Source organism: Arthrospira sp. PCC 9901 (genome assembly GCF_059013425.1).
On record NZ_CP102296.1, the window covers coordinates 1633515 to 1654974 of the forward strand.

The window sequence follows — 21460 nt, forward strand, 5'->3', positions numbered from 1 at the left end:
AATTGAATAATCACTATGAATCCTGAAGTAGAAGCCAGAATTGAAAACCTGATTAACCAGCACAAGGTTTTTGTGTTTATGAAGGGTACCAAGTTGATGCCCATGTGCGGTTTTTCCAATAACGTGGTACAAATTCTCAATAGTTTAGGGGTTCCCTTTGAAACCCTGGATATTTTGGAAGATGGGGAAATTCGCCAGGGAATTAAGGAATATTCAAACTGGCCGACTATTCCCCAAGTTTACATTGATGGCGAATTTGTCGGCGGTTCCGATGTGATGATTGAGCTATATCAGAAGGGCGAACTACAAGAGATGCTAGAGGTGGCTCTGGCATCATAGTCGGACTTACTAATTAACTCCCAGACCCAGCCTTCGAGTGGCTGGGTTTGGTAACAATATCTAGTAGTAGTCTACTTCTGGTTGCGGTAGGGGAGTCATTTCAAAGTTAGACGGGTCGTTGATGTACCTAAAGGTTTCTTCCTCTAGGCGGTGAATTTGATAAGGTTCGAGGGCGTTTGTATTTCTCAGGGCGGCAATGTAGCCATCTACAAACATTCTAAGCTCATCATAACGATAGCCTCGATTCCACATTTCGACGAGGGAATCGGTGATTTTTTGGTAGTGCCGGATGGTCTGAGCATTCTGTAACATGGTGGAAACCTCAAGTTATAATCTATATGTTGGGGGTATGGTTAAGGGATTAGTCTCTACCTTGATTCAGTTTTATACACCTCACCGATATGGATTTCTGGCATTCTAGCTGAATCGGACTATGATTGAAAAGACTTGGACCTCTAGTTATAGGTTTCCCTGGACTGATGGCAATTGTTTCAACTTCTTACTCATTCCCCTCATTGTGATCATAATGCACCCCTGAAAATTACGGGGGTTGTGGGCTGATGGCCGCTTTAAGGTTGATGCCTCTCTCCCTCTGGTTATTTTTATATTAACCTAATTCTGATCACAGATATAGGGTGGATTGCCGATCGCAAGGGTAGCAGGAGTTACAAAATGATGATTTAGACTCTGTTAACCTGTGTTCAATTATTGATAAAGGAAGCTGGCACCAGTGGGATCTGCTTATATTTCAATTATTGAGGGAAATCCGCACCTGCGATCGCTGTTAGGTTGGCATCTTCAGCACGTTGGTTATTCGGTGTGTCAATCTGCGGACTTTCATCATGCTAGAGAGGTGTTTTACGCTACTCAGCCTAGTTTAGTAGTTCTTGATGCCGAATTACCAGGCGGCAATAGTCTAGAATTCTGCCAGTGGCTACTACAGCAACGACAGTCTTTAATCCTGATGCTTTCGGCTCGGAATACGGAATCTGATATTGTCCGTGGTTTGAGAGCCGGAGCTGATGATTACCTAACTAAACCTTTTGGAATGCAGGAGTTTTTGGCGAGAGCTGAAGCACTTATGCGTCGCACCCGCAATGTGGCTCCTCCTACCAGTTTAGATTATGGGGATTTGAAAATTGATTTGGTACAGCGTCGGGTTTATCTTCAGGGTCAACTGATAGAACTGACTCCCCAAGAGTATAGTCTTCTTTATGTTTTGGCTCAGAATGATGGGGAACCTCTCAGTCGTTCGGAACTTTTACGGCGCGCTTGGCCAGATTATATTGATAATCCCCGCACGATTGATACTCATGTTCTATCATTACGGAAAAAGATGGAAACTGACCCTCGACAGCCTAGTTTAATTCAAACGGTTCGTAATATTGGTTATCGATTGAATTTGGATGTTCTTAAACCTGAGCCCAGTTGGTATCCTAGCGTTAATGGTCAATTACCACCGATTCAGGCTAAAACTGGCAGCTAATTTTGAGGATTCGGTAGGGTGCGTCAGCACCAGTAGCTCAATGGCATTGTTAACCACAACATTCACAACTGACGCACCCAATAAAAGGCTTTGACTCGGTTTGTATGATTCCCTGTATAGGCAACAGAGTTGAGAAAAAGCCGTTTTTAGTTATGGGCAATGATGGTAAATTTATTAATCAGATAAATCGACCATATTGCAGATAACAGATCAACTATTTTTGATGGAAAATCTCATCAGGTTAAATTTGGGTTTATAGGGTGCGTATCGCAGGGGAATATCGAAAAGCAGAGATTGCTTTAAAAGGCTTTTGTAATGGCAAAAAGTGTCAAAGGTTGCTTGACCGTGATATTTACCGATACCGCTTTCTCCTACGCCTCCAAAAGGCAAAGATTGACCCCCAACTTGCATAATGGTTTCATTGAAACAAATACCCCCGGATGAGGTTTCTTGAAGAACGCGCTGTTGTGACTGTTTACTACGCGAAAATAGGTAAAGTGCGAGAGGTTTGGGTCTGGCGTTAATTTGACTAATCGCATCTCCTAAATCATTATATGTCAAGATAGGTAAAATCGGCCCAAAGATTTCGTCTTGCATGATGGGGTCTTCCCAGGAAACCTCATCAATTAGGGTGGGAGAAATATAGCGATCGCTTTCATCAAATTTCCCACCAGCGACAATCTTACCATCATGTATTAACTCAGTTAACCGATGAAAATGATAGTGATTAATAATCCTCCCATAGTCGGGACTTTGCTGCGGTTCGGAGCCATAAAAACTCTCAATACAGCCAATCATAGCTGTAATTAAGTCCGATTTAATGCGGCGGTCTACCAATAAATAATCGGGAGCTATACAAGTTTGACCAGCATTAATAAACTTCCCCCAAACTATTCTTTTGGCGGTATAATCTAACTGAGTATCAGCATCGACAATACAGGGACTTTTGCCACCCAATTCTAAGGTAACGGGAGTCAGATGTTTGGCGGCGGCGGTCATGACAATTTTACCGATACGCTTCCCTCCGGTAAAAAAGATATGGTCGAAGGGCTCATCTAATAGTTGTTGGCTAACTTCTACCCCCCCTTGAACAGTGGCAATATAGTTAGGTGAAAAAGTTTTGCTAATCAGATCAGCTACGACTTGGGAAGTGTGAACAGCTAGTTCAGAGGGTTTGAGGATAGCACAATTCCCGGCAGCGATCGCACCAACTAGGGGAGAAATGACCAATTGAAACGGATAATTCCAAGGTCCGATAATTAAGACAACTCCCAAAGGTTCAGGATAGATATAGCTAGAAGCAGGAAAGGCGGTGGGGTGGGTCTTGACCCGGCGAGGTTTGACCCAGGACTTTAGATTTTTGAGAGCATATTTAATTTCTCCGAGGGTGGACAGTTCAAACAACCCTTCTAACTCAGGACGGCCTAAGTCAGCTTTGACTGCTTCTAGGATAGGTTGTTCAAAATCGGCGATCGCCTGTTGGAGTCGTCGCAGTTGCGAGAGTCGGAAGTCTACCTGTTTAGTCTGTCCGGTGGCAAAAAATTGTCGCTGTTGGCTGATAATTTCCGAGATATTCAAGTTTTCTGTCATTATTGAGAATTTCCTTATGGTTAGAAGTTCCCCTGTTATAGACCAGGGTACTGAGAGTCTGCTATATCTGGTTATGGTGGCATAACAGATCATTGTTACCTGTTCTACCGCCCTCTGGATAGTTACTGCTGGCGCAGTTTCCCCTATGCTTAGTGTAATAGAGCGATCAAATTTCGTTAAAAGTGAAGCGGTAAGCCTCAACTCAGGTACCAAAGAAATTGACATGGACATGAAAGAGATTCTATATCTGGAAATTCCTAACCCCGATACACACAGCGTTTGTACCTGGTTGCAGCAAACGTTTAATCCGGGGGTGGGCGAGAAAATGATCACCCCAGACGGGTTTCGCCTGAAATTTCCCCAACAGGGGTCTGGGGAATTGTCGGTGTTTACTTGGTCAGTCCAACGCACAACCTATCTCAAGGTTTTTCGGGTGGGGACTGTGGGAAGTTCTCAAGAAAAACAGGCACTCAACAGCCTGGAAACTGGGTTAAGACAGGAGTTTCCCTATCAGTATCCTGAACCTCCAGCCATTGATTTGTCGAAGGAGTCGATTTTTGAGGCTTTGGCTGCCTATTATCCCCAAACGGTCAAATATTTTCAGAAAATCCCTAATGGGGAATATGACTTAAAACGGGTGTACTGGTGGGAAAAACGCTGGCGGGAGGGGGTGAGAAATCCACAAACTCCTAAACAGGTCATTTTTACTGAGGCGAGAACCGACTCTGATGGCGAGTTGCCTAGTTATGACCTAATTTATGTTGGTGGGGCTTTAGGGGTCATTCATGCGGCGGTAATGGCACGTTTAGGGTATCGGGTGCTATTGATGGAACGTCTCCCCTTTGGTCGGATGAACCGGGAATGGAATATTTCTCGGAGTGAATTACAGAGTTTAATTGACCTGGGATTGTTCACCGGGGCGGAAGTAGAGAGTTTTATCGCTAGGGAGTATAAGGACGGTTTCCACAAGTTTTTTGATGCTAATAATCCCCCCATTGCTAAGGGGGAAGTTTTGCATACTCCTCGGGTGTTGAATGTAGCGATAAATACGGATAAATTGCTGTATTTGTCTGGTGAAAAACTGCGACAGGCGGGGGGAGAGATTTGGGATGAAACGGAGTTTATTCGGGCGGATATTGGGGGCGATCGCGTTAAGGTTACCGCTACTGATTTGACTACTAATTCCGAACGCATAGCTACGGGAAGGTTATTGGTTGATGCTATGGGGACCGCTTCCCCTATTGCTTGGCAACTTAATGGCGATCGCACTTTTGATAGTGTTTGTCCTACCGTCGGGGCTGTGATTAATGGTGGGTTTGAACCTGGAGTTTGGGATTCTAATTATGGGGATGTTCTCCACAGTCATGGGGATATTTCCAAGGGTCGCCAATTGATTTGGGAGTTGTTCCCCGGCGAAGGTGATGAGTTGACTATTTATCTGTTTCACTATCATCAGGTTAATCAGATTAACCCCGGTTCTCTGTTGGAAATGTACGAGGATTTCTTTAGCATTTTACCAGAATATCGTCGTTGTAATCTGGATAATTTGGTGTGGAAAAAGGCGACTTTTGGCTATATTCCCGGTTATTTCAGTCTGGGAGGAAGCGATCGCACTGTCGCCTATGACCGTTTAATTGCTATTGGAGATGCTGCTTGTCTTCAGTCTCCTTTAGTGTTTACAGGTTTTGGTTCTTTGGTGCGGAATTTATCCCGTTTAACCGATTTATTAAATACCGCACTCAAGCATGATTTACTAACCAAATACTACCTGAATAAAATTCGCGCCTACCAAAGCAATATCGCCGTTACTTGGTTGTTTTCTAAGGGAATGATGGTTCCCACCGGCCGTTATCTTCCTCCTCAAAGAATCAACTCCATTTTGAATACTTTTTTTGGGCTTTTGGCTACAGAACCCGAAGAAGTGGCTAATACATTTATTAAGGATAGGACAGACTGGTGGACCTTTAACCGTCTGGCTTTGAAAGCCGCGCGCACCAACCCCCAGTTGCTGATTTGGATTTTAGATTTTGTCAATACTGGGGAAGTTATCCGCTGGATGATTAGTTATTTTACCTTCACCTGGTTGGCGTTCATCAGTTGGCTATTTAGTTGGGTTCCCCCCCTCGCGCGTCGCCTTCAACCCTGGTTAGAACCTCGTTATCCGGGGCTATGGCTGTTATTATTAGCCACCAGTTATGTACTGACAGATGGTTTGGGACAGCATCAACCACCACTTCTCAGGAAGTTACAACCCAGGACTTCTTAATCATTCATGATTAATTATTAGCAGAAGTCGCCGGTTTAGGGTCAAAGCTGGGAAATGGGGCGACACCCCCTTGGTATAGGGGAAGTACACCGTTCCATTTCTGAATCATCTTTTCCTGAAGTTCTAATTCCCTGAGTCTGATAGTCATGGGGTTGACTGTGGATGCACCAATTCTGGCTGCTTCTGCGTCCGCTTGGGCTTTCGCTAGTTGACGTTCTGCTTCCGCTTGGGCGACTTGTAGTTGTGCTTGAGCGGCGATCACCTGTTGTTCAGCTTGAAAACGGGCGGTCATTTGCGCTTCAATGGCGCTATCAAAACGGGGCTTACTGACAAACCCAATCGAATCAAATTCCACCCCCACGCCGACAAATTTTTGGTTTAAGCAGTTTTGAACCGAGGTCAATAGTTCTCGCTGTTTAGTTCCGACAATATCTTCCGGTCTTAATCCGGCTGCTTCTTGGTTAAAGCAGTTGCGGAGTTCACTGCGGACTAAAGTCGCTTTAAACTCATCAGGGTCTTTCAGATATTTACCGTAGAAATCCTTGATTTCATTGGTATTGAAAAAGTAGGATAGAGAAATATCTGCATTGACGCTAGTTCCCCCAACTCCGAAAGAGATGCTTTCATCGATAGGTGAACCTTCATCTCTCGCGGAGGTGAGAATGTAATATTGAACGTGATCGGGAAAAATTATAATTTCCTCGCTGTAAGCATTATACCATACTTTTCCGGTGCTAATAGTGGCATTCTGTACACCGCGATTGCTTCCGTACATTTGCACTTTCAGTCCTACATACCCAGGGGGAATGCGTTTAACAGTGGTTCCCGGAATTACGCCACAGGAAGAGATACTCATACTTACTAAAATGGCGCATCCTGTTAACCCTAGTAAATTGGGAATTTGCGCGGTTTTCATCATCATAATTACCTCTGGGAGTCTAACAGTTTTAACCAAGATGTTTCATCTTCGGGAAATGTGGCTTGTAGCTGTTTTTGTTCGACTTTGGCGCGATGAATTTTGCGGGTAACATGAGAAACCGATACGCCGGGAATTATTACTAATCCAGTGAAGTAGCCAAAAACTCCTAACCAGACTTTCAGGTTACTGGGGGAACTAACTAAGTTGGCGGAAGTTCCTAAAATCCAAAAGCAAAGGATGAGTTCCAAACAACCAACTACTAGCCATTTAAGCAGGGTTTTCATGACTGGGGAATAGAATCGAGTTATAGCCCGGAGGTTAACTCGATGGGGTGGATATGCGCGATCTATTTAGCTCCTGTGTATTATTATAGGCGATCGCTTTAGGATTTAACAGATATCAAAGATTTTTTTAAGATTCTCTCGTAAACCTCAGCACCGGGTGGCTTTAGTAATTGGTAACTGCTACCAAAAGTTTTTAAAAACCCCCGTTGATGAGGCTATGAACTAGGAAATATTTACCTAAACGGACTCCATTCCACCGAAAAATATAACCCATGTTCTTGGAGAGTTCGTTTATTGGAACTAAGTTCTATCAGGGGAATTCCCCAATCAAACCGGGCGCGGAAATTATCACCATACTGCCAACGCAAGCCTAAGCCTAAAGAGATTAAAGTTTCCGCAGATAATTGCAATTCGTCAGCGTTGCTACTCCAGGCTGTACCGAAATCGACAAAGGGGGTAACTTGTAAAATTCCCTTATTGTTATCTACTCGGAGAATGGGATAGCGTAACTCCGCCGAAGCAAATATAAAATTGTCGCGCAATAAGGCATCCTGACGGTATCCCCGAAGATTGTCTAATCCCCCTAATCCTACTTGTTCTAGGGGTACTAATTCCTGTGTAGATAATTGGATATCCGATCGCAATAATACGGGGGTATTTGGGGCTAATAATCGCAGCCACTGGGCTTGACCTCGCCATGCTAGATATTGGCTATCAGGGCCGTCATCATTAATCGTTGAGTTCAACAGATTTAAGCCTATACTAAATTGCGATCGCGCCGCCAAAACCTGTTGAGTTCCTCGCCTCGTATATTCCTGAGATAAGCGCAAAATTGACAGGCGGGTTTGACCATCCGAGTCCGCACCTCTAGCTAAGGGAAAACCTATGCCTAAAATAGATGTCTCGCTTTGGCGACGGGCGAAACTAACACCCAAAGCAAACTCTTCTGTAGGTGTCTGAATAATAGGTTGGCGATATCGCAATTCAAAGGTCGTGCTTTTGGCTTCAATATCCAGTTCATTAAAAGGTCGTTCTACAATATTACTATCCGTATAATTAAAGTAAAATCCGACCGTACCGTTGCGGGCATTAATCGGAAAATCATAGAATATATCTACTACATTACTGCCATCCGTATTACTATAGTATATCCCTAAACCATCTCCTTGTCCGAGAAGATTCGCCTCTGTCAGTTCAATGCCTCGTTGAAACGTGCTAACACTGGGGGGGCGGTAGTTATTAGCAAATAAATTAATATCGAAGGTTTTAGCCGTCGTAAATTCTACGTCTAAGATACTCTGACCAGGACGAGTCCCCGTAGACAATTCCGCTTGTATAGTATCAATTATGGGGTTTAATTGTAATAGTTGTAACGCCTCAAGTAGACGATTTTGATTTAGGGGTTTCGCCGTAGCCACAGCTAGACGACTACGCACATAATTGGGGTTTAGTCGTCCTGTACCGCTGACGTTAATATCAGTTACTTCGCCTTCTAAAATTTGGATATTTACCGTTCCCTGTTGCAGTTCCTGGGGGGGGATAAAAGCGCCAGAAGTGATGTAACCTTCGCTGATATAAAGATTGGTAATCGCCGAACGTGCTTGCAAAAGTTCCGCAAACGTAATCGGACGGTTTAGAAAAGATTGCGTAACTTCTGCTAGTTGTTGATTACTAAAAGCTGTGTTTCCTTCAAAGCTGAATTGTTCGACAATAATAGTAATAGATACATCTGGAGTTTCTTCGATATTTTCTGGTGTCGGTAAAGGGGAAGGAAATAACTGATCAGGTGTAGGTAACTGGGGGGGAAGTTCGGGTTCTGGTTGGGGACGTTCTGGTAGTGATGGAATGGTGTTGGGAACCTCTGGAAAATTTACAGGTAAGACCGGGGAGAGGCTTTCGGCTAAGGTGGCATAAGGGTAAGTTATAGCTACAATAATGGTGAGATTGAGTGGCCACTTAAATAGGTGATTGAACATAGGTTTTGGGGTTGAGATGCCCATATTTACTCCTCAATGTGTAACTGCCAGCTATATTGATATTTTAATCGTTTTTGGCTGGTTTTTTGTGTCTGACGCTGTTAAATATTTCCCAGAGGTTCCTGTTAGTTTCAATGGCTGATTAATCAGAATTGGTCGCTAACAGGTCCCTGACTTGTTGGGCTAAGGTCAAGGGGTTGAATGGTTTGGTAATCACTCCGGCGATGTCCATTTGTTCAAAGCGATCGCGATCTTGTTTTAGCACTTTGGCTGTCAGCAGAATTACCGGAATTTCTCGACAGCTTGGTGTTTGTTGCAGTTGCCTGACCAACTCGAAACCATCGAGATCTGGCATCGATACATCTAACAAAATCGCATCAGGATGTTCCGTTTTGGCTTTCTGTAACCCCTCTTGACCCGAGTTGGCTGTAATTACATCCCAACCTCCTAGATCGGTCAGACAAACCCGGACAATTTCCCGGATACGTTCTTCATCATCAATTACTAAAATTTGGGGTTTTGACATAGGTCACAATTTACCGTGTAAACAAGATAAAACTACTCTGGCTTATTAAATTAAAATCGACAAGCATTTTTCCTGTCTATGAATACAGAAAGTTATATAGATAATTGACAATTTTTACCTGTCAATTCTGTTGTCTGTCCCTGATGGAACTTTAGTTAAGCTATACTTATTTATCTGGCAAAATGATTTTAATATTTAAAAAAATGTAAATATTTATTACATTTTTATTGAGAATATTTCCCACAAATTTGACGAGAGAATGGGGGTTGTGGTAGGGTGGAAAAAATCAAAAATGAGCGCTGTTTGTGTGCGTATAGCAAAAATGAGGCTAAAACCCTGATTATGTCGTCAGTTTAAATGTCAGTGGGCGGAAAATGGCTAATCCCGAGACACCAATTTTGCCGAAAAAATGGACGGCCAAAAATCGGGGGGTTGACAAAAATCACATTTTGTGCATCATGACTGTTAAATGGGGAAATTGAGTTTTTAAAAACAAGTTTAATGGTCAGTGTGGTTGGTATTTATAACCCTAGGAATAGTGAAATAAAAAGTGCTGCCTTTAGCCAATTGACTTTCGACCCAAATTTTGCCGCCGTGTTGCTGAATAATACTTTGACAGATAGATAAACCTAAGCCAGTCCCACCCTTTTGGCGAGAGTCGGAGGCATCGACTTGGTGAAAGCGACTAAAGATAGTTTCTAGTTGTTCGGGAGGAATGCCACGTCCCTGGTCGCGGACTTGAAAAAGCACCATATCATCCTGTGGATAAGCTGAGAGAGTGACGGTGGTATGGGGAGGGGAAAACTTAATAGCATTACCGACCAAATTAGTCAGAGTTTGTAGCATAGCATCTCGTTCCGCCCAGAGTTGAACGGAAGTGGGTAAAATTTCGAGGGTAATGGAGTCTTGATGAGCGATCGCTTGTAAACTATTAACCACTTGTGTCATCAAGTCCTGAGCGGAACAAGCCTCCATTTGAAATTCAACCTGACCGGAGTTTAACCGTTCAATATCAAGAATATCATTCACCAGTCGCACGAGTCTTTCTGTCTCTAATAAAGCAATTTGAATAAATTTATGAAACTCCTGGGGTTTGTGATCATACAAGCCAGAAGATAATAGTCCTAAAGAACCTTGAATAGCGGTAAGCGGGGTTCTCAGTTCATGGCTAACTACAGAAATAAACTCATTTTTCATCTGTTCTACAGCTCGCCGTTCACTGATATTTTGAGCTTGAGCAATAAAATAGAGAGGAAACCCGTCAATATTTCGCACTACGGACATACTTAACAATACCCAAATCACATATCCTTGCTTATGAAGGTAACGTTTTTCTACATAGTAATATTGAACTTGACCATCGAGCAATTTTTGAACCGTTTTTACCTCCTGCTCATAATCTTCTGGGTGGGTGACATCTTTACATTTAAGTTGGAGTAGTTCTGATTCCTGATAGCCTAACATTTCACACATAGAGCGATTAACTTTTAACCAGTTTCCTTGGGGGGATAACAATGCCATACCGATCGCTGCATCTTCAAAAGCAGTGCGGAAGCGTTCCTCGCTATCTCTGAGTTTTTGTTCGGCTTGTTTATAGTAGGTGATATCAAAGGTCAAACCTAAAATTTGGCTAAGTTTACCCTGTTGGTCTAACAATGGTAAATATTTGATAATCACGGTTTTTGGGGGTTGATTTGGAAGTGTAATAGTAGCTTCCCCAATTTGTATAGTTAGGGTTTGGATCGTTTTTTCTAGTAAGGGTAAATAGTGGGAAGTTATCTCTGGGGGAAATAGTTCTTCATCTCGGCGACCCATAAATGTTTCTTCTGACCAACCTGTTCGTTCTAATGCTCGTTGGTTAACGAATTTTAAACGGCGATCGCTGTCATAAATTACAAAGACATCAGGAGCATGGTTTACCGCTAGGCGTAGGAGTTCTTCGCTTTCTGCTAAGGCTAGTTCAGCTTGTTTGCGATCGCTAATATCTTCCGCAAAACCTACATAACGCAGGGGAGAACCATCGGGATTAAAAACAATGTTTACTTCTGCATAAATCCACCTAATCACGCCATCATTTCTAATAATGCGATATTCTCGCTTAATTAAATTATTTTTATGCTGTGTTCGCAGAGAATTAATTACTGGCTCCCGGTCTTCTCGGTGGATGGTATCTAACCAAGAATCAGGATTTTCATAGAGACTCTCACAGGTGCGTCCCCAGATTTTTTCATAGGCTGGACTTACATAAATATATTGTCCTGAATTGGCGCATTTTACAAAGAAAAACTGACTGATAGTAGAGACAATTTCTTGAAAGCGTTTTTCACTCTCTATTAACGCGATTTCAGCTTCTTTACGATAAGTAATATCTGTGACCATTGCACAACATCCAGCATATTCATTATCATCAAATATAGGATGGGTTGATAGTATAGTCCAGAGAATATCTCCGTTTTTCCGCTTCCATCTAAACTCATGTTGTTCCGCAATACCTTCACGACGACGTTGGAGATAATTTTCGACTATTGGATAATCCTGTTCATCCACAAACTTAAATAGGGAAGATTGAGTGATTTCTTCTTGGGTATAACCCAGCATATCTGCCATTTGCTGATTGACAAAAGTGGTAATATTGTCACCGTCAATCATCCAAACTCCTTCCATGGTGGTTTCAATGATAGTCCGAAATTTAGCCTCGCTTTTTATTAAAGCCGCTTCCGTCTTTTGGCGATCGCTAATATCTTGAACCCAAGACAGCAACATATTCAGTTTTCCTGATTCATCGTAAAGATTGGAATTGTACCACTCACAATAAATAACTGAGCCATCTTTGCGGTAATTACGATTTATGCAAATCCTCCTTTTTTCTTGATTAGCAAAAATTTTCTGAGTTTCTCGATTAACGCGATCGCTATCTTCCTCAAAGATTAATTTCCATTCATTCATCGACTTACCCAATACTTCCAACTCAGACCAACCAAATATCTCTTCCGCTTGCTTAGACCATTGGATAACCCGAAATTTTCGATCCCAAATAATAGTTCCCAGGGGAGAATTATCAATCAGTGTTTTTAATTGATGATTCACCGATTGTAATTGCTGTGTAATTCCTGACTTATGGGTGAAATCATCCCCTCTGTGGGAGGATAGCAGTTGCATTTCAATGCGACCTTGTGCTTCTTCCAAATCTAAGGGATAAATCAGAACATCTGCTACTCGCAAGTTCAACCGGCGAACTTCCCGAAATATGGTTGTAGACTCAGCTAGTAGAATAATGGGAATGTTGGCGGTTACCGTGTGCGCTTGTAATTGTTTGGCGATCGCATATCCATCAGTATCCGGTAATTTCACATCTAAAAGAATTAGGTCAGGTGGAATATGTTTCGCTACCCCCAGACCTTCATATCCATCACCAATAACCTGAACTTGATAATTATTGATAGTTAATAGGTTAACCAGTTCCCCACGACTCGGAGACTCGCCTGCAATCACTAAAAGCCGAACCGGAAAATTGATATCGGTGGAAGTCATAATCTGCTATCAGTGTAAGAAAATATACCTATAATTGTGATAGTAGTGCTTTTGAGATTGGGGCCATAGCGACTTTACAAATTTTTTTCTTTAAGTTTATAAGTTTCTTATATTTCATTGCTATCTTTAATCCCGGACCCTTATTTTTTCTCAGTCCACCCATAACGAAAATCACTCTTGATTTTTCCGTGGCGATCGCTTTCCGACTGGCTATGCTGGTTAAGGAGGTGTTAGCCACTTAACCCTATCACGACTCAGAAACTCTCTCCGAGGGTTGATGCTGTTTACATAGATAGGGTATATGGGGGGGCTGAGTTTTTTTGATCGCGCATACCTGCTGAGATAAATTTGGCTAACTCACCCGTCGTCTTATAAGTTTCTTATATTTCATTGCTATAGTTAATTCCGGACCCTGATTGATTCTCAGTCCACCCATAAACGAAAATCACTCTTGATTTTTCCGTGGCGATCGCTTTCCCACTAGCTATGCTGGTTACGAAGGTGTTAGCCACTTACCCCTATCACAACTCAGAAACTCTCTCCGAGGGTTGATGCTGTTTACATAGATAGGGTATATGGGGGGGCTGAGTTTTTTTGATCGCGCATACCTGCTAAATTAACACCAGACCCGCCGTCAATTACTTGTCTGAGGATAGTTTCACCCAATTCGTATCTATCCCCCCTTCGTCCCCTTAATCATAGGAGTTGGGGAGAGTGGGATTTTTTGTTCAACAAGATGATCAAAAATTTCCAAATGCTGCTATACTTAATCCCAGACCCTGATTTGTTCTCAGTCCACCCATAAACGAAAATCACTCTTGATTTTTGAGTGGCGATCGCTTTCCGACTGCCTATACTGGTTAGGGAAGCCTTAGCAACTACCCTTAATAAAATTACATGGTATATGGGGGGCTGAGTTTTTTTGGTAAATTAGTCTATGACATCTACTGACAAACCTTATCAAAAAATTCCGATTCAAGATTGTGGGGAATTGTTGATTCCCATTCCCCCAGAAGTGTTTATTTTTGAGTCTCCTCACCCCTATCAAAAATTGGGTGCGCCCTATCAACTGTCTCCCGTTAGTTCACCCTATTACCTACGAGATAATGTCGGCGATCGCTTAATTACCGCTAATCAATATTTACAAGCTGAATATCCCCATTTGCGGATTTTGGTTTTTGATGCTTATCGACCCATTGAAGTACAACAGTTTATGGTTGATCATGCTTTTCAACAACAACTTAAAGCCACAGGATTAACCCTACAATTGCTATCCGAACAACAGCGACAACAATTGTGGGAGGAAGTTTATAAATTTTGGGCTATTCCTAGCCATGACCCTGCTACCCCTCCCCCCCATAGCACTGGGGCTGCTGTCGATGTTACTTTATTTGATATCGTGACGGTCAGCGTGCTTAATATGGGTTCTGATATTGATGAGATTTCTCCTCGGTCTCAACCAGATTATTTTGCCGAAAGTTCCGATCCTACTGAACTAGAATATCATCGAAATCGACAAATCTTAAAGCAGGTCATGACCCGGACTGGGTTCCTACAACACTTACATGAATGGTGGCATTTTTCCTATGGTGACCAAATGTGGGCTTGGCTGCATAATCGTCAGAGTACAAAAGGCGCGATCGCTTGTTATGGTCGGTATAGTTAAAATCACCATATATATGCCGCCACATTTCCCCATGATACAAGTATAGGTCAAGTCGCCGAGTTTGTCAAGCCCAAAACCCTAGTTAATTTCATGTTTAATCGTTGAGTGTTTGTGTGGCTGTGTCTAACCTTGTAGCCCTGAGAGACAGAGCAAATTTCCGCCAGAAGCGATCGCTCTCCAGGCTGGCTATTATGTAGAAATTAGCATATATATGCCGCCACATTTTCCCACAATACAAGTATAGGTCAACTCCCCCAATTTGTCAAGGGTAAAATCTGTCTGCCTATAACTTTATGTGAGTGATAGAGAAATCAGAATTATCTGAGGATGGGGGAGTAATAATTGAGAGATGATCAGAGATTCTAAGGATAGATAAAATCGGGAAAATCTGTTAACTTCATATTAGGAATTAGTGGCTAGGAGTGATTTAATCTTGACACATTTAGAAAATTCTGATAAATTCAGGGTAGAACATGGTAGATTGTCTATCCCCGTGGCTATACGAACCGTTATGGCTGTAATCACGCTATCTGTGGCGATATTGCTGACATCATGTAGCCTGCCACAGGTATCAGCCGCGAACCGGATGTTCTTAGATTTATCCCTAGAGTTTGTGGGTGAGTACGAACTACCAGAGTCTCAAAGGCTGTCAGATTTGACCTATGAGATTACCGGATATGGTGAACCCACCGACAGTGGTATTCGCTTCTATGGCCTAGGAGAGTCCGAAGGCGAAAGCGACCCGACAGAATTATATACTTTAGGGTGGGAGTTTGCTGGCGGTAACAAGTCGCCAGTTCCTGGCAAAATTACGATAGAGGAGAGCATCAAATTAAGCGATCGCCCTATGGAAGCGCGCAGCATAGCCTTTTCCCCGCGCAAGTCGCTGTTTATCGCCACAGATAACTCCCACATTGGGGAATATGACCTAGAAACGGGCGACCTCAAAAATACCGTCCCACTACCTCCCAGCTATGTATTGAATGAGGATGACACCAAACCCCCCCAAGGCTTACAACCCGAGTTAGGCATAAAATCTCTAGCCATAGCGCCTGATGGTTTTAGTGCGGGTGGGATGGACCCATTTAGGTTGTTTGTCGCACCATACGCACCACTAAAGCAGGATATAGATAGCGGTGCGGGAAAAGTGCGAATATTGCATTATGTGATAGCCGATCGCGCTTCGTTTTTAGTGTCGGAAAATCTGTATAATTTTGATGAAGATGCCCAGGGAAGGGAGTTAGTCGGACTGGTGGCTCTAAACCGGGGAGGTTCATTTCTGAGTTTAGAGCGATCGGCAAGTGGTATCGGGCCGGAATTTATCAAGTTTTTAGTGGAGACGCAACAGATACCTCCCGCATTGCCAGTTTACGGGGTAAATTAACCAAAGTTCAACCCTTGCGAAAACAACTGCTTTTAAACCTCCCAGAATTAGGAGTTAATGCCCAAGTTACTGGTATGACTTTGGGACCCCGGCTTCCTGACGGTGGACAGAGTTTAGTCGTCATTAAAGATAACCCTCCCGGTTTATTGATTTTTCGCCTGACCGGAATTAAGGGATAGAGCTTGTTGACCAGTCGCTTAATACATTGCCCTCACCCTAAATCTGGATCCCAGAGAGGGAGAGGGACTTTGAATCGATGATGGGCAATTTAGTCAATCATTGGCGTTGGGGGTGCTACTGCGCCCCCATGGTGAGCCAGCTTGGTGCCGCCTAGAACTGTGTACCCAATTGTTGTATCCTACAGAATCGAGAAAAAATTGTTAGGAAATCATATTTATTGGCGCTATTATGACACACGCTACAGATATTCTGACCCTAGGGCGTTGGTTGGCTGCGGACTTCAGCAACCAACCCCAAGCCTTTGAAAATCCGCCATTTTTCGCTCATATTCGGGTCTGTATGCGTCCATTACCGTGGGAACTTCTCAATGGGTTGAGTTTGTATCTGGAACAGGCCTATGATATTAACCTGAAACAGCCTTACCGGGTGCGGGTGCTGAAATTAATCGCTGTAGATGATCATATCGAAATCGAGAATTATGAGATTGATGGTCAAGAGGAGTTTTTTGGGGCTTCTAGGGAAGTCTCGCGCCTGAAAGCCTTAAAGCCGGAACAACTGAACAAACGGTGCGGCTGTACTTTTATCACCCACTGGACGGGAAAGGGATTTAAGGGAGTCGTGGAACCCGGGAAAAGCTGTATGGTAGAACGGAAGGGGAAACTGACTTATTTGGATAGTAGTTTTGAGATAGACGGCGATCGCTTTATTAGCCATGATCGTGGTATGGACCCAGAAACCGATGAGCATATCTGGGGCGCGGTAGCTGGACCTTTTGAGTTTGTGCGCTGGGCGAGTTTTGCTGATGAGGTGAAGTTAGGGCAATAATGGTTTATAGGGGGACCAATTGCTGATAAATTAACCTAAGTATCAACAAATACAAAATTTCACTGAAAGTTTATGAGAGTTCTGGTTACTGGTGGTGACGGCTACTGCGGTTGGGCGACGGCGCTGTATCTTTCCAACCGTGGGTATGAAGTGGGTATTCTGGATAACTTGGTGCGGCGACACTGGGATCAACAGCTAGGTATTGAGACCTTGACACCCATAGCCCCTATTCAACAAAGGATTCAGCGCTGGCGTGATTTAACGGGTAAGTCTATTGACCTGTTTATGGGCGATATCAATAACTATAGTTTTCTGATCAATAGCTTGCGGGAGTTTCAGCCAGATTCTATTGTTCATTTTGGTGAACAGCGATCGGCTCCCTTTTCAATGATAGATCGTGAACACGCAGTTCTCACCCAAAGCAATAATGTAATGGGGAATTTGAATATCCTGTATGCTATGCGGGAAGAATTCCCTGATGCACATTTGGTCAAGTTGGGGACTATGGGTGAATATGGTACACCCAATATTGATATCGAAGAGGGCTATATTACCATTGAGCATAATGGCCGTAAGGATACTGTCCCGTATCCGAAACAGCCCGGAAGTTTCTATCACCTTTCTAAGGTTCATGACAGCCATAATATCCACTTTGCTTGTAAAATCTGGGGTCTGAGGGCTACCGATTTAAACCAGGGTGTGGTTTATGGGGTTCTCACCGAAGAGACGGGAATGGATGAGTTGTTGATCAACCGTCTGGATTATGATGGGATTTTTGGGACTGCTTTAAATCGTTTCTGTATTCAGGCTGCCATTAATCACCCCCTGACGGTTTATGGTAAGGGAGGACAAACTAGGGCTTTCCTGGATATCCGCGATACCGTGCGATGTGTTGAGTTGGCGATCGCTAATCCCGCTGAACCTGGTCATTTCCGCGTGTTTAACCAATTTACCGAAATGTTTAGCGTTGGCGACCTGGCGATGATGGTTAAAAAGGCAGGTGTGACCCTGGGGTTAGATGTGGAGATTCAGAATATCGAAAATCCTCGGGTTGAATTGGAAGACCATTATTTCAACGCTAAAAACACTAATCTGTTAGACCTCGGTTTGCAGCCTCATTATCTCTCGGATTCACTCTTGGATTCTTTGCTGAATTTCGCCATTAAATACAAACATCGGGTAGATAAAAATGAAATTCTACCCAAGGTTTCCTGGCGTAATCCGGGTTCCGTTTACGCGAAAAGCTAATCTCTTTTCCCCCCTATGTCTCCCCAGAGAGATAGGGGGGGGAATCTGATAATTGACCATGGATAATGGATAATTAAATCCCGGAAATTATAATATGTTTATATGTCCGGTTTGTGGATATAAATATTTGCAAAAAATTCCGAGAAATTGTGAGGTTTGTAACTGGAATTTAGAGTTAACCGAAATTCATCCCGAACAACTAGGTTGGGCGAGAGAAACATGGAAAAACCTAGATAGTTTGCAGGAAAAACGCAAGAAAAAGCGGGTGACGGTAGCGGATTTGTTACCCAGAATAAATGCCATTGAGTCGGAACTGACAGCAGCGAAAATTGAGCGAGAGAATCTGAGAAATCAACTAGATTGGGTTCTCTATCATATCGAAACCATTAATCCTGAACAGGTGACAGAAACCCTGTCAAAAATGCGGATCTGGTTAGAAGATAATCAAGCCGAAAATCCCCCCATGTCTGAGGTGGGTATGGACTATACAGGATTAATGGAATTATTGGCATCCGGAGAGTGGAAAACTGCTGATGAGTATACTTGGCAGATTATCTTATATCTGACCGGAAGGGAACAAATGGGATGGTTAAATGTCGAAGATATTGATAATTTTCCCCTCACCGATTTACGGACAATTGATTATTTATGGGATTATTATAGTAGTGGATTGTTTGGGTTAACAATTCAACAGCAAATCTGGGAAACTGTAGAATCAGATTATAGTAAATTTTGCGATCGCATTGGATGGCGAGAGGGTAGTTGGAAATATTATGATGAACTAATCTTTAACCTAAACGCCCCCAAGGGACATTTACCAGTAATTCCTTGGCGGCGGCGGTCTTGCTACGGCGTAGGAATAGCCACCGCTTCCGAGATTTTATCGTCATTTATCGAGAGACTGGACGTAACTCTTAGCAGCCACCACTGACGGGAGGAATTAAAACCACCTCATCTCCGTCTTTTAGGTAGGTGTCTGGATTGACAAACTCCAGGTTAACCCCAAACCGGGTTAAATCCCGCCATTGTTGCAATTGGGGATGTTCACTAATCGCTACATCAAGGATATGAGATACAGGAGTTTCGGGTGCCAGTTGCAAGACCAACTCAGGGACTCCATAGGCTTCCTGAAAAGCCGCGAATAGTTTAACCGTCACTGTAACCGAGGGATGGGACATCAAATCTTCAATCATGAAAAACCCGTCAAAACCTAGCTATCAGCCGTTTATAGCCTTATTGATAAGCTGAGATTAGCATATTGATTGCAAATTTCTGAAGCAGATGATAATTGACCTACACATCATAGACTATAATCTATAGCAAATCTAAAGAGAAGATAAAATCTCCCTTATAGTGGAGAACGGATTTTAGCAATTTATCCCAATCTTTCAGTTATGACTGAATTTTTCCTGCAAAACATTTGGTGGATTCCCTGCTATCCCTTTTTGGGGACGCTACTATCAATTCCCTGGTCTCCGGGAATTATCCGCAAAACCGGACCGAGACCCGCAGGATATATAAATATCCTGATGACCCTGATGGCTTTTGTACATGGCTTAATCGCCTTGGGCGGAATGTGGGGTCAACCTGGCTATGAGATGGTTATTCCCTGGCTACAGGTGGCGGATCTGGATTTTTCGATTCCCTTAGAAGTCTCAGTCACAACTATCGGCGCTACTTTGGTAATTACTGGGCTGAATTTCCTAGCCCAAATTTACGCTGTCGGCTATCTGGAAATGGATTGGGGTTGGGCGAGGTTTTATTCGCTGATGGCATTATTTGAAGCCGGACTCGCCGCCCTGGTGTTGTGCAATTCCCTGTTTTTCAGTTATATCATTTTGGAAATTCTCACTCTGGGGACTTATCTATTGGTGGGCTTCTGGTTTAATCAGTCCCTAGTGGTAACTGGGGCGCGAGATGCTTTTCTGACTAAACGGGTGGGGGATTTATTCCTGTTGATGGGGGTGGTTTCCCTGTATCCCCTCGCGGGAACTTGGAATTTTTCGGAATTAGCAACATGGGCGGAAACTGCAACGGTTAACCCTACTGTTGCGACTCTGTTAGGGTTGGCTTTGTTGGCGGGTCCTTTGGGTAAGTGCGCCCAGTTTCCTCTGCATTTATGGCTTGATGAAGCTATGGAAGGTCCCCTTCCTAGTACCATCCTACGGAATGCGGTGGTTGTCTGTTGCGGCGCTTGGGTATTAATTAGGGTGTTTCCGGTGATTTCCCTGTCTCCGGTGGCGGTGTCTGTAGCAGTGTTTATCGGTTTGGCTACGGCTGTGGGTGCAAGTGCGATCGCTATTGCTCAAATTGATGTCAAACGGGCGGTTTCCTATTCGGTTAGTTCCTATATGGGGATAACTTTTATTGCTGTAGCCAACGGACAAACTCAGGCGGCGTTATTACTCCTGTTGACTTACTCCATGGCTATGGCATTATTAGTCATGACCAGCGGCGGAATTATCCTCAATAATATTACCCAAGATTTGACTCAATATGGGGGGCTGTGGTCGCGCCGCCCCATTTCGGGTATTTGTTTTATTGTCGGGATTATCGCTTTGGTCGCCGTGCCTCCTTTTGGTGGCTTTTGGACGATGTTGGAGTTGACACAAAATCTGTGGATAAGTCAACCGGCGATCGCCATTACCCTATTGGTAATCAACGCTTTAACTGCTTTTAGTCTCACCCGTGAGTTGGGCTTGATTTTTGCGGGACCTCCTAAACAGATGACTATTAGATCACCGGAGGGACTCTGGGCTTTAGTGCTACCGATGACCGTTTTAATGGGTTTGTGTCTACATATTCCCCTGTTGTTGAAGGCTTGGGGAGTCCTACCCAGTTGGGAAAATATTAACCTAACTATAGCCACATTACTCGTGGCTTCTAGTGCGATCGGTGGTGGACTAGCTACCTGGATTTATGTATTTAACGGCATTGAGAAACCCGTTAAATTATGGTCTCCATCAGTTCAGGACTTTTTCGCCTACGATTTCTATACCGCTAAACTGTATCGATTGACCATCATTTCCGCTGTCGCCCTCATCTCCAAAATTATTGATTGGATAGATAGATTTATTGTCGATGGCTTCGTGAATTTAGTCGGTCTAGCCACAGTCTTTAGTGGACAAAGCCTTAAATATAACGTTTCGGGACAAACTCAATTTTATGCCCTCACTATTGTGATAGGCATTACTCTCCTGTTAAGTTTGTTATCTCTTGGTTTGTTCTAACTCCCTCAAA

17 protein-coding genes and 1 pseudogene are annotated in these 21460 nt (G+C 43.3%); 9 read left to right on the forward strand and 9 right to left on the reverse strand.

Features of this window, described 5'->3' with window-relative positions:
- The first annotated feature begins 15 nt into the window (after positions 1–15).
- Positions 16–339 (forward strand): Grx4 family monothiol glutaredoxin, encoded by a 324-nt coding sequence (grxD, locus tag NLZ44_RS07200; RefSeq protein WP_493752313.1) that lies wholly within the window; start codon positions 16–18, stop codon positions 337–339.
- Between the two features lie 60 nt (positions 340–399).
- Here the strand turns inward: grxD and NLZ44_RS07205 are convergent, their stop codons facing one another.
- The gene (locus tag NLZ44_RS07205; RefSeq protein WP_006620287.1) at positions 400–651 is read right to left on the reverse strand and encodes a DUF6761 family protein; all 252 of its coding nucleotides are present in this window, start codon (positions 649–651) and stop codon (positions 400–402) included.
- Between the two features lie 418 nt (positions 652–1069).
- Between NLZ44_RS07205 and NLZ44_RS07210 the strand changes: the two genes are divergently transcribed.
- On the forward strand, positions 1070–1825 hold the full coding sequence (locus NLZ44_RS07210) for a response regulator transcription factor (protein ID WP_315670985.1): 756 nt from the start codon (positions 1070–1072) through the stop codon (positions 1823–1825).
- A 210-nt stretch (positions 1826–2035) separates the two neighbouring features.
- On the opposite strand, the gene NLZ44_RS07215 is transcribed toward NLZ44_RS07210, so the two are convergent.
- Positions 2036–3415, reverse strand: a complete 1380-nt coding sequence (locus NLZ44_RS07215; protein ID WP_493752314.1) for an aldehyde dehydrogenase — start codon at positions 3413–3415, stop codon at positions 2036–2038.
- A gap of 229 nt (positions 3416–3644) precedes the next feature.
- Here NLZ44_RS07215 and NLZ44_RS07220 point away from each other — a divergent pair, with 229 nt between their 5' ends.
- Positions 3645–5681: an NAD(P)/FAD-dependent oxidoreductase gene (locus NLZ44_RS07220; protein ID WP_493752315.1), complete on the forward strand. Its 2037-nt coding sequence runs from the start codon at positions 3645–3647 to the stop codon at positions 5679–5681.
- Between the two features lie 10 nt (positions 5682–5691).
- Here the strand turns inward: NLZ44_RS07220 and NLZ44_RS07225 are convergent, their stop codons facing one another.
- The 5 genes from NLZ44_RS07225 to NLZ44_RS07245 form a co-directional block, all read right to left on the reverse strand.
- On the reverse strand, positions 5692–6603 hold the full coding sequence (locus NLZ44_RS07225; protein ID WP_493752316.1) for an SPFH domain-containing protein: 912 nt from the start codon (positions 6601–6603) through the stop codon (positions 5692–5694).
- A 2-nt stretch (positions 6604–6605) separates the two neighbouring features.
- Complete coding sequence (locus NLZ44_RS07230; protein ID WP_008055924.1) at positions 6606–6884, reverse strand: hypothetical protein; 279 nt, start codon at positions 6882–6884, stop codon at positions 6606–6608.
- 233 nt (positions 6885–7117) lie between these two features.
- A complete protein-coding gene (locus NLZ44_RS07235) occupies positions 7118–8884 on the reverse strand; it encodes a ShlB/FhaC/HecB family hemolysin secretion/activation protein (RefSeq protein ID WP_493752317.1) in 1767 nt (588 codons plus the stop codon).
- Positions 8885–9002: 118 nt separating this feature from the next.
- A complete protein-coding gene (locus NLZ44_RS07240) occupies positions 9003–9386 on the reverse strand; it encodes a response regulator (RefSeq protein WP_493752318.1) in 384 nt (127 codons plus the stop codon).
- 498 nt (positions 9387–9884) lie between these two features.
- Positions 9885–12917: a PAS domain S-box protein gene (locus NLZ44_RS07245; protein WP_493752319.1), complete on the reverse strand. Its 3033-nt coding sequence runs from the start codon at positions 12915–12917 to the stop codon at positions 9885–9887.
- A 937-nt stretch (positions 12918–13854) separates the two neighbouring features.
- Here NLZ44_RS07245 and NLZ44_RS07250 point away from each other — a divergent pair.
- Positions 13855–14583: a M15 family metallopeptidase gene (locus tag NLZ44_RS07250; RefSeq protein ID WP_493752320.1), complete on the forward strand. Its 729-nt coding sequence runs from the start codon at positions 13855–13857 to the stop codon at positions 14581–14583.
- Between the two features lie 94 nt (positions 14584–14677).
- Here NLZ44_RS07250 and NLZ44_RS07255 read toward each other — a convergent pair whose 3' ends face one another.
- The gene (locus NLZ44_RS07255; RefSeq protein WP_493752321.1) at positions 14678–14806 is read right to left on the reverse strand and encodes a hypothetical protein; all 129 of its coding nucleotides are present in this window, start codon (positions 14804–14806) and stop codon (positions 14678–14680) included.
- Positions 14807–15169: 363 nt separating this feature from the next.
- On the opposite strand from NLZ44_RS07255, the pseudogene NLZ44_RS07260 reads away from it, so the two are divergent.
- The 4 genes and pseudogenes from NLZ44_RS07260 to NLZ44_RS07275 all read left to right on the forward strand — a co-directional run bounded on the left by NLZ44_RS07260 (position 15170) and on the right by NLZ44_RS07275 (position 19151).
- A pseudogene (locus NLZ44_RS07260) lies at positions 15170–16146 on the forward strand (esterase-like activity of phytase family protein).
- Positions 16147–16375: 229 nt separating this feature from the next.
- Positions 16376–16972: a chromophore lyase CpcT/CpeT gene (locus NLZ44_RS07265; protein ID WP_111891097.1), complete on the forward strand. Its 597-nt coding sequence runs from the start codon at positions 16376–16378 to the stop codon at positions 16970–16972.
- A 72-nt stretch (positions 16973–17044) separates the two neighbouring features.
- On the forward strand, positions 17045–18220 hold the full coding sequence (locus tag NLZ44_RS07270; protein WP_008055845.1) for an NAD-dependent epimerase/dehydratase family protein: 1176 nt from the start codon (positions 17045–17047) through the stop codon (positions 18218–18220).
- Positions 18221–18314: 94 nt separating this feature from the next.
- Positions 18315–19151 (forward strand): GUN4 domain-containing protein, encoded by an 837-nt coding sequence (locus NLZ44_RS07275; protein WP_493752322.1) that lies wholly within the window; start codon positions 18315–18317, stop codon positions 19149–19151.
- Here NLZ44_RS07275 and NLZ44_RS07280 read toward each other — a convergent pair.
- Positions 19135–19413 carry a MoaD/ThiS family protein gene (locus NLZ44_RS07280; RefSeq protein WP_111894381.1) on the reverse strand — a complete coding sequence of 93 codons (279 nt, stop codon included), beginning with the start codon at positions 19411–19413 and terminating at the stop codon, positions 19135–19137. The two genes, NLZ44_RS07275 and NLZ44_RS07280, sit on opposite strands and share 17 nt — an antisense overlap.
- Before the next feature lie 201 nt (positions 19414–19614).
- On the opposite strand from NLZ44_RS07280, the gene NLZ44_RS07285 reads away from it, so the two are divergent.
- A complete protein-coding gene (locus tag NLZ44_RS07285) occupies positions 19615–21450 on the forward strand; it encodes an NAD(P)H-quinone oxidoreductase subunit F (RefSeq protein WP_493752323.1) in 1836 nt (611 codons plus the stop codon).
- Positions 21451–21460 lie beyond the last annotated feature (10 nt).

What these genes read in the sequence shown, in the direction of transcription:
- grxD (WP_493752313.1), top strand. Translation starts at nt 16, where the DNA reads ATGAATCCTGAAGTAGAAGCCAGAATTGAAAACCTGATTAACCAGCAC.
- NLZ44_RS07205 (WP_006620287.1), bottom strand. Translation starts at nt 651, where the DNA reads ATGTTACAGAATGCTCAGACCATCCGGCACTACCAAAAAATCACCGAT.
- NLZ44_RS07215 (WP_493752314.1), bottom strand. Translation starts at nt 3,415, where the DNA reads ATGACAGAAAACTTGAATATCTCGGAAATTATCAGCCAACAGCGACAA.
- NLZ44_RS07220 (WP_493752315.1), top strand. Translation starts at nt 3,645, where the DNA reads ATGAAAGAGATTCTATATCTGGAAATTCCTAACCCCGATACACACAGC.
- NLZ44_RS07225 (WP_493752316.1), bottom strand. Translation starts at nt 6,603, where the DNA reads ATGATGATGAAAACCGCGCAAATTCCCAATTTACTAGGGTTAACAGGA.
- NLZ44_RS07230 (WP_008055924.1), bottom strand. Translation starts at nt 6,884, where the DNA reads ATGAAAACCCTGCTTAAATGGCTAGTAGTTGGTTGTTTGGAACTCATC.
- NLZ44_RS07235 (WP_493752317.1), bottom strand. Translation starts at nt 8,884, where the DNA reads ATGGGCATCTCAACCCCAAAACCTATGTTCAATCACCTATTTAAGTGG.
- NLZ44_RS07240 (WP_493752318.1), bottom strand. Translation starts at nt 9,386, where the DNA reads ATGTCAAAACCCCAAATTTTAGTAATTGATGATGAAGAACGTATCCGG.
- NLZ44_RS07245 (WP_493752319.1), bottom strand. Translation starts at nt 12,917, where the DNA reads ATGACTTCCACCGATATCAATTTTCCGGTTCGGCTTTTAGTGATTGCA.
- NLZ44_RS07250 (WP_493752320.1), top strand. Translation starts at nt 13,855, where the DNA reads ATGACATCTACTGACAAACCTTATCAAAAAATTCCGATTCAAGATTGT.
- NLZ44_RS07255 (WP_493752321.1), bottom strand. Translation starts at nt 14,806, where the DNA reads ATGTGGCGGCATATATATGCTAATTTCTACATAATAGCCAGCCTGGAG.
- NLZ44_RS07265 (WP_111891097.1), top strand. Translation starts at nt 16,376, where the DNA reads ATGACACACGCTACAGATATTCTGACCCTAGGGCGTTGGTTGGCTGCG.
- NLZ44_RS07270 (WP_008055845.1), top strand. Translation starts at nt 17,045, where the DNA reads ATGAGAGTTCTGGTTACTGGTGGTGACGGCTACTGCGGTTGGGCGACG.
- NLZ44_RS07275 (WP_493752322.1), top strand. Translation starts at nt 18,315, where the DNA reads ATGTTTATATGTCCGGTTTGTGGATATAAATATTTGCAAAAAATTCCG.
- NLZ44_RS07280 (WP_111894381.1), bottom strand. Translation starts at nt 19,413, where the DNA reads ATGATTGAAGATTTGATGTCCCATCCCTCGGTTACAGTGACGGTTAAA.
- NLZ44_RS07285 (WP_493752323.1), top strand. Translation starts at nt 19,615, where the DNA reads ATGACTGAATTTTTCCTGCAAAACATTTGGTGGATTCCCTGCTATCCC.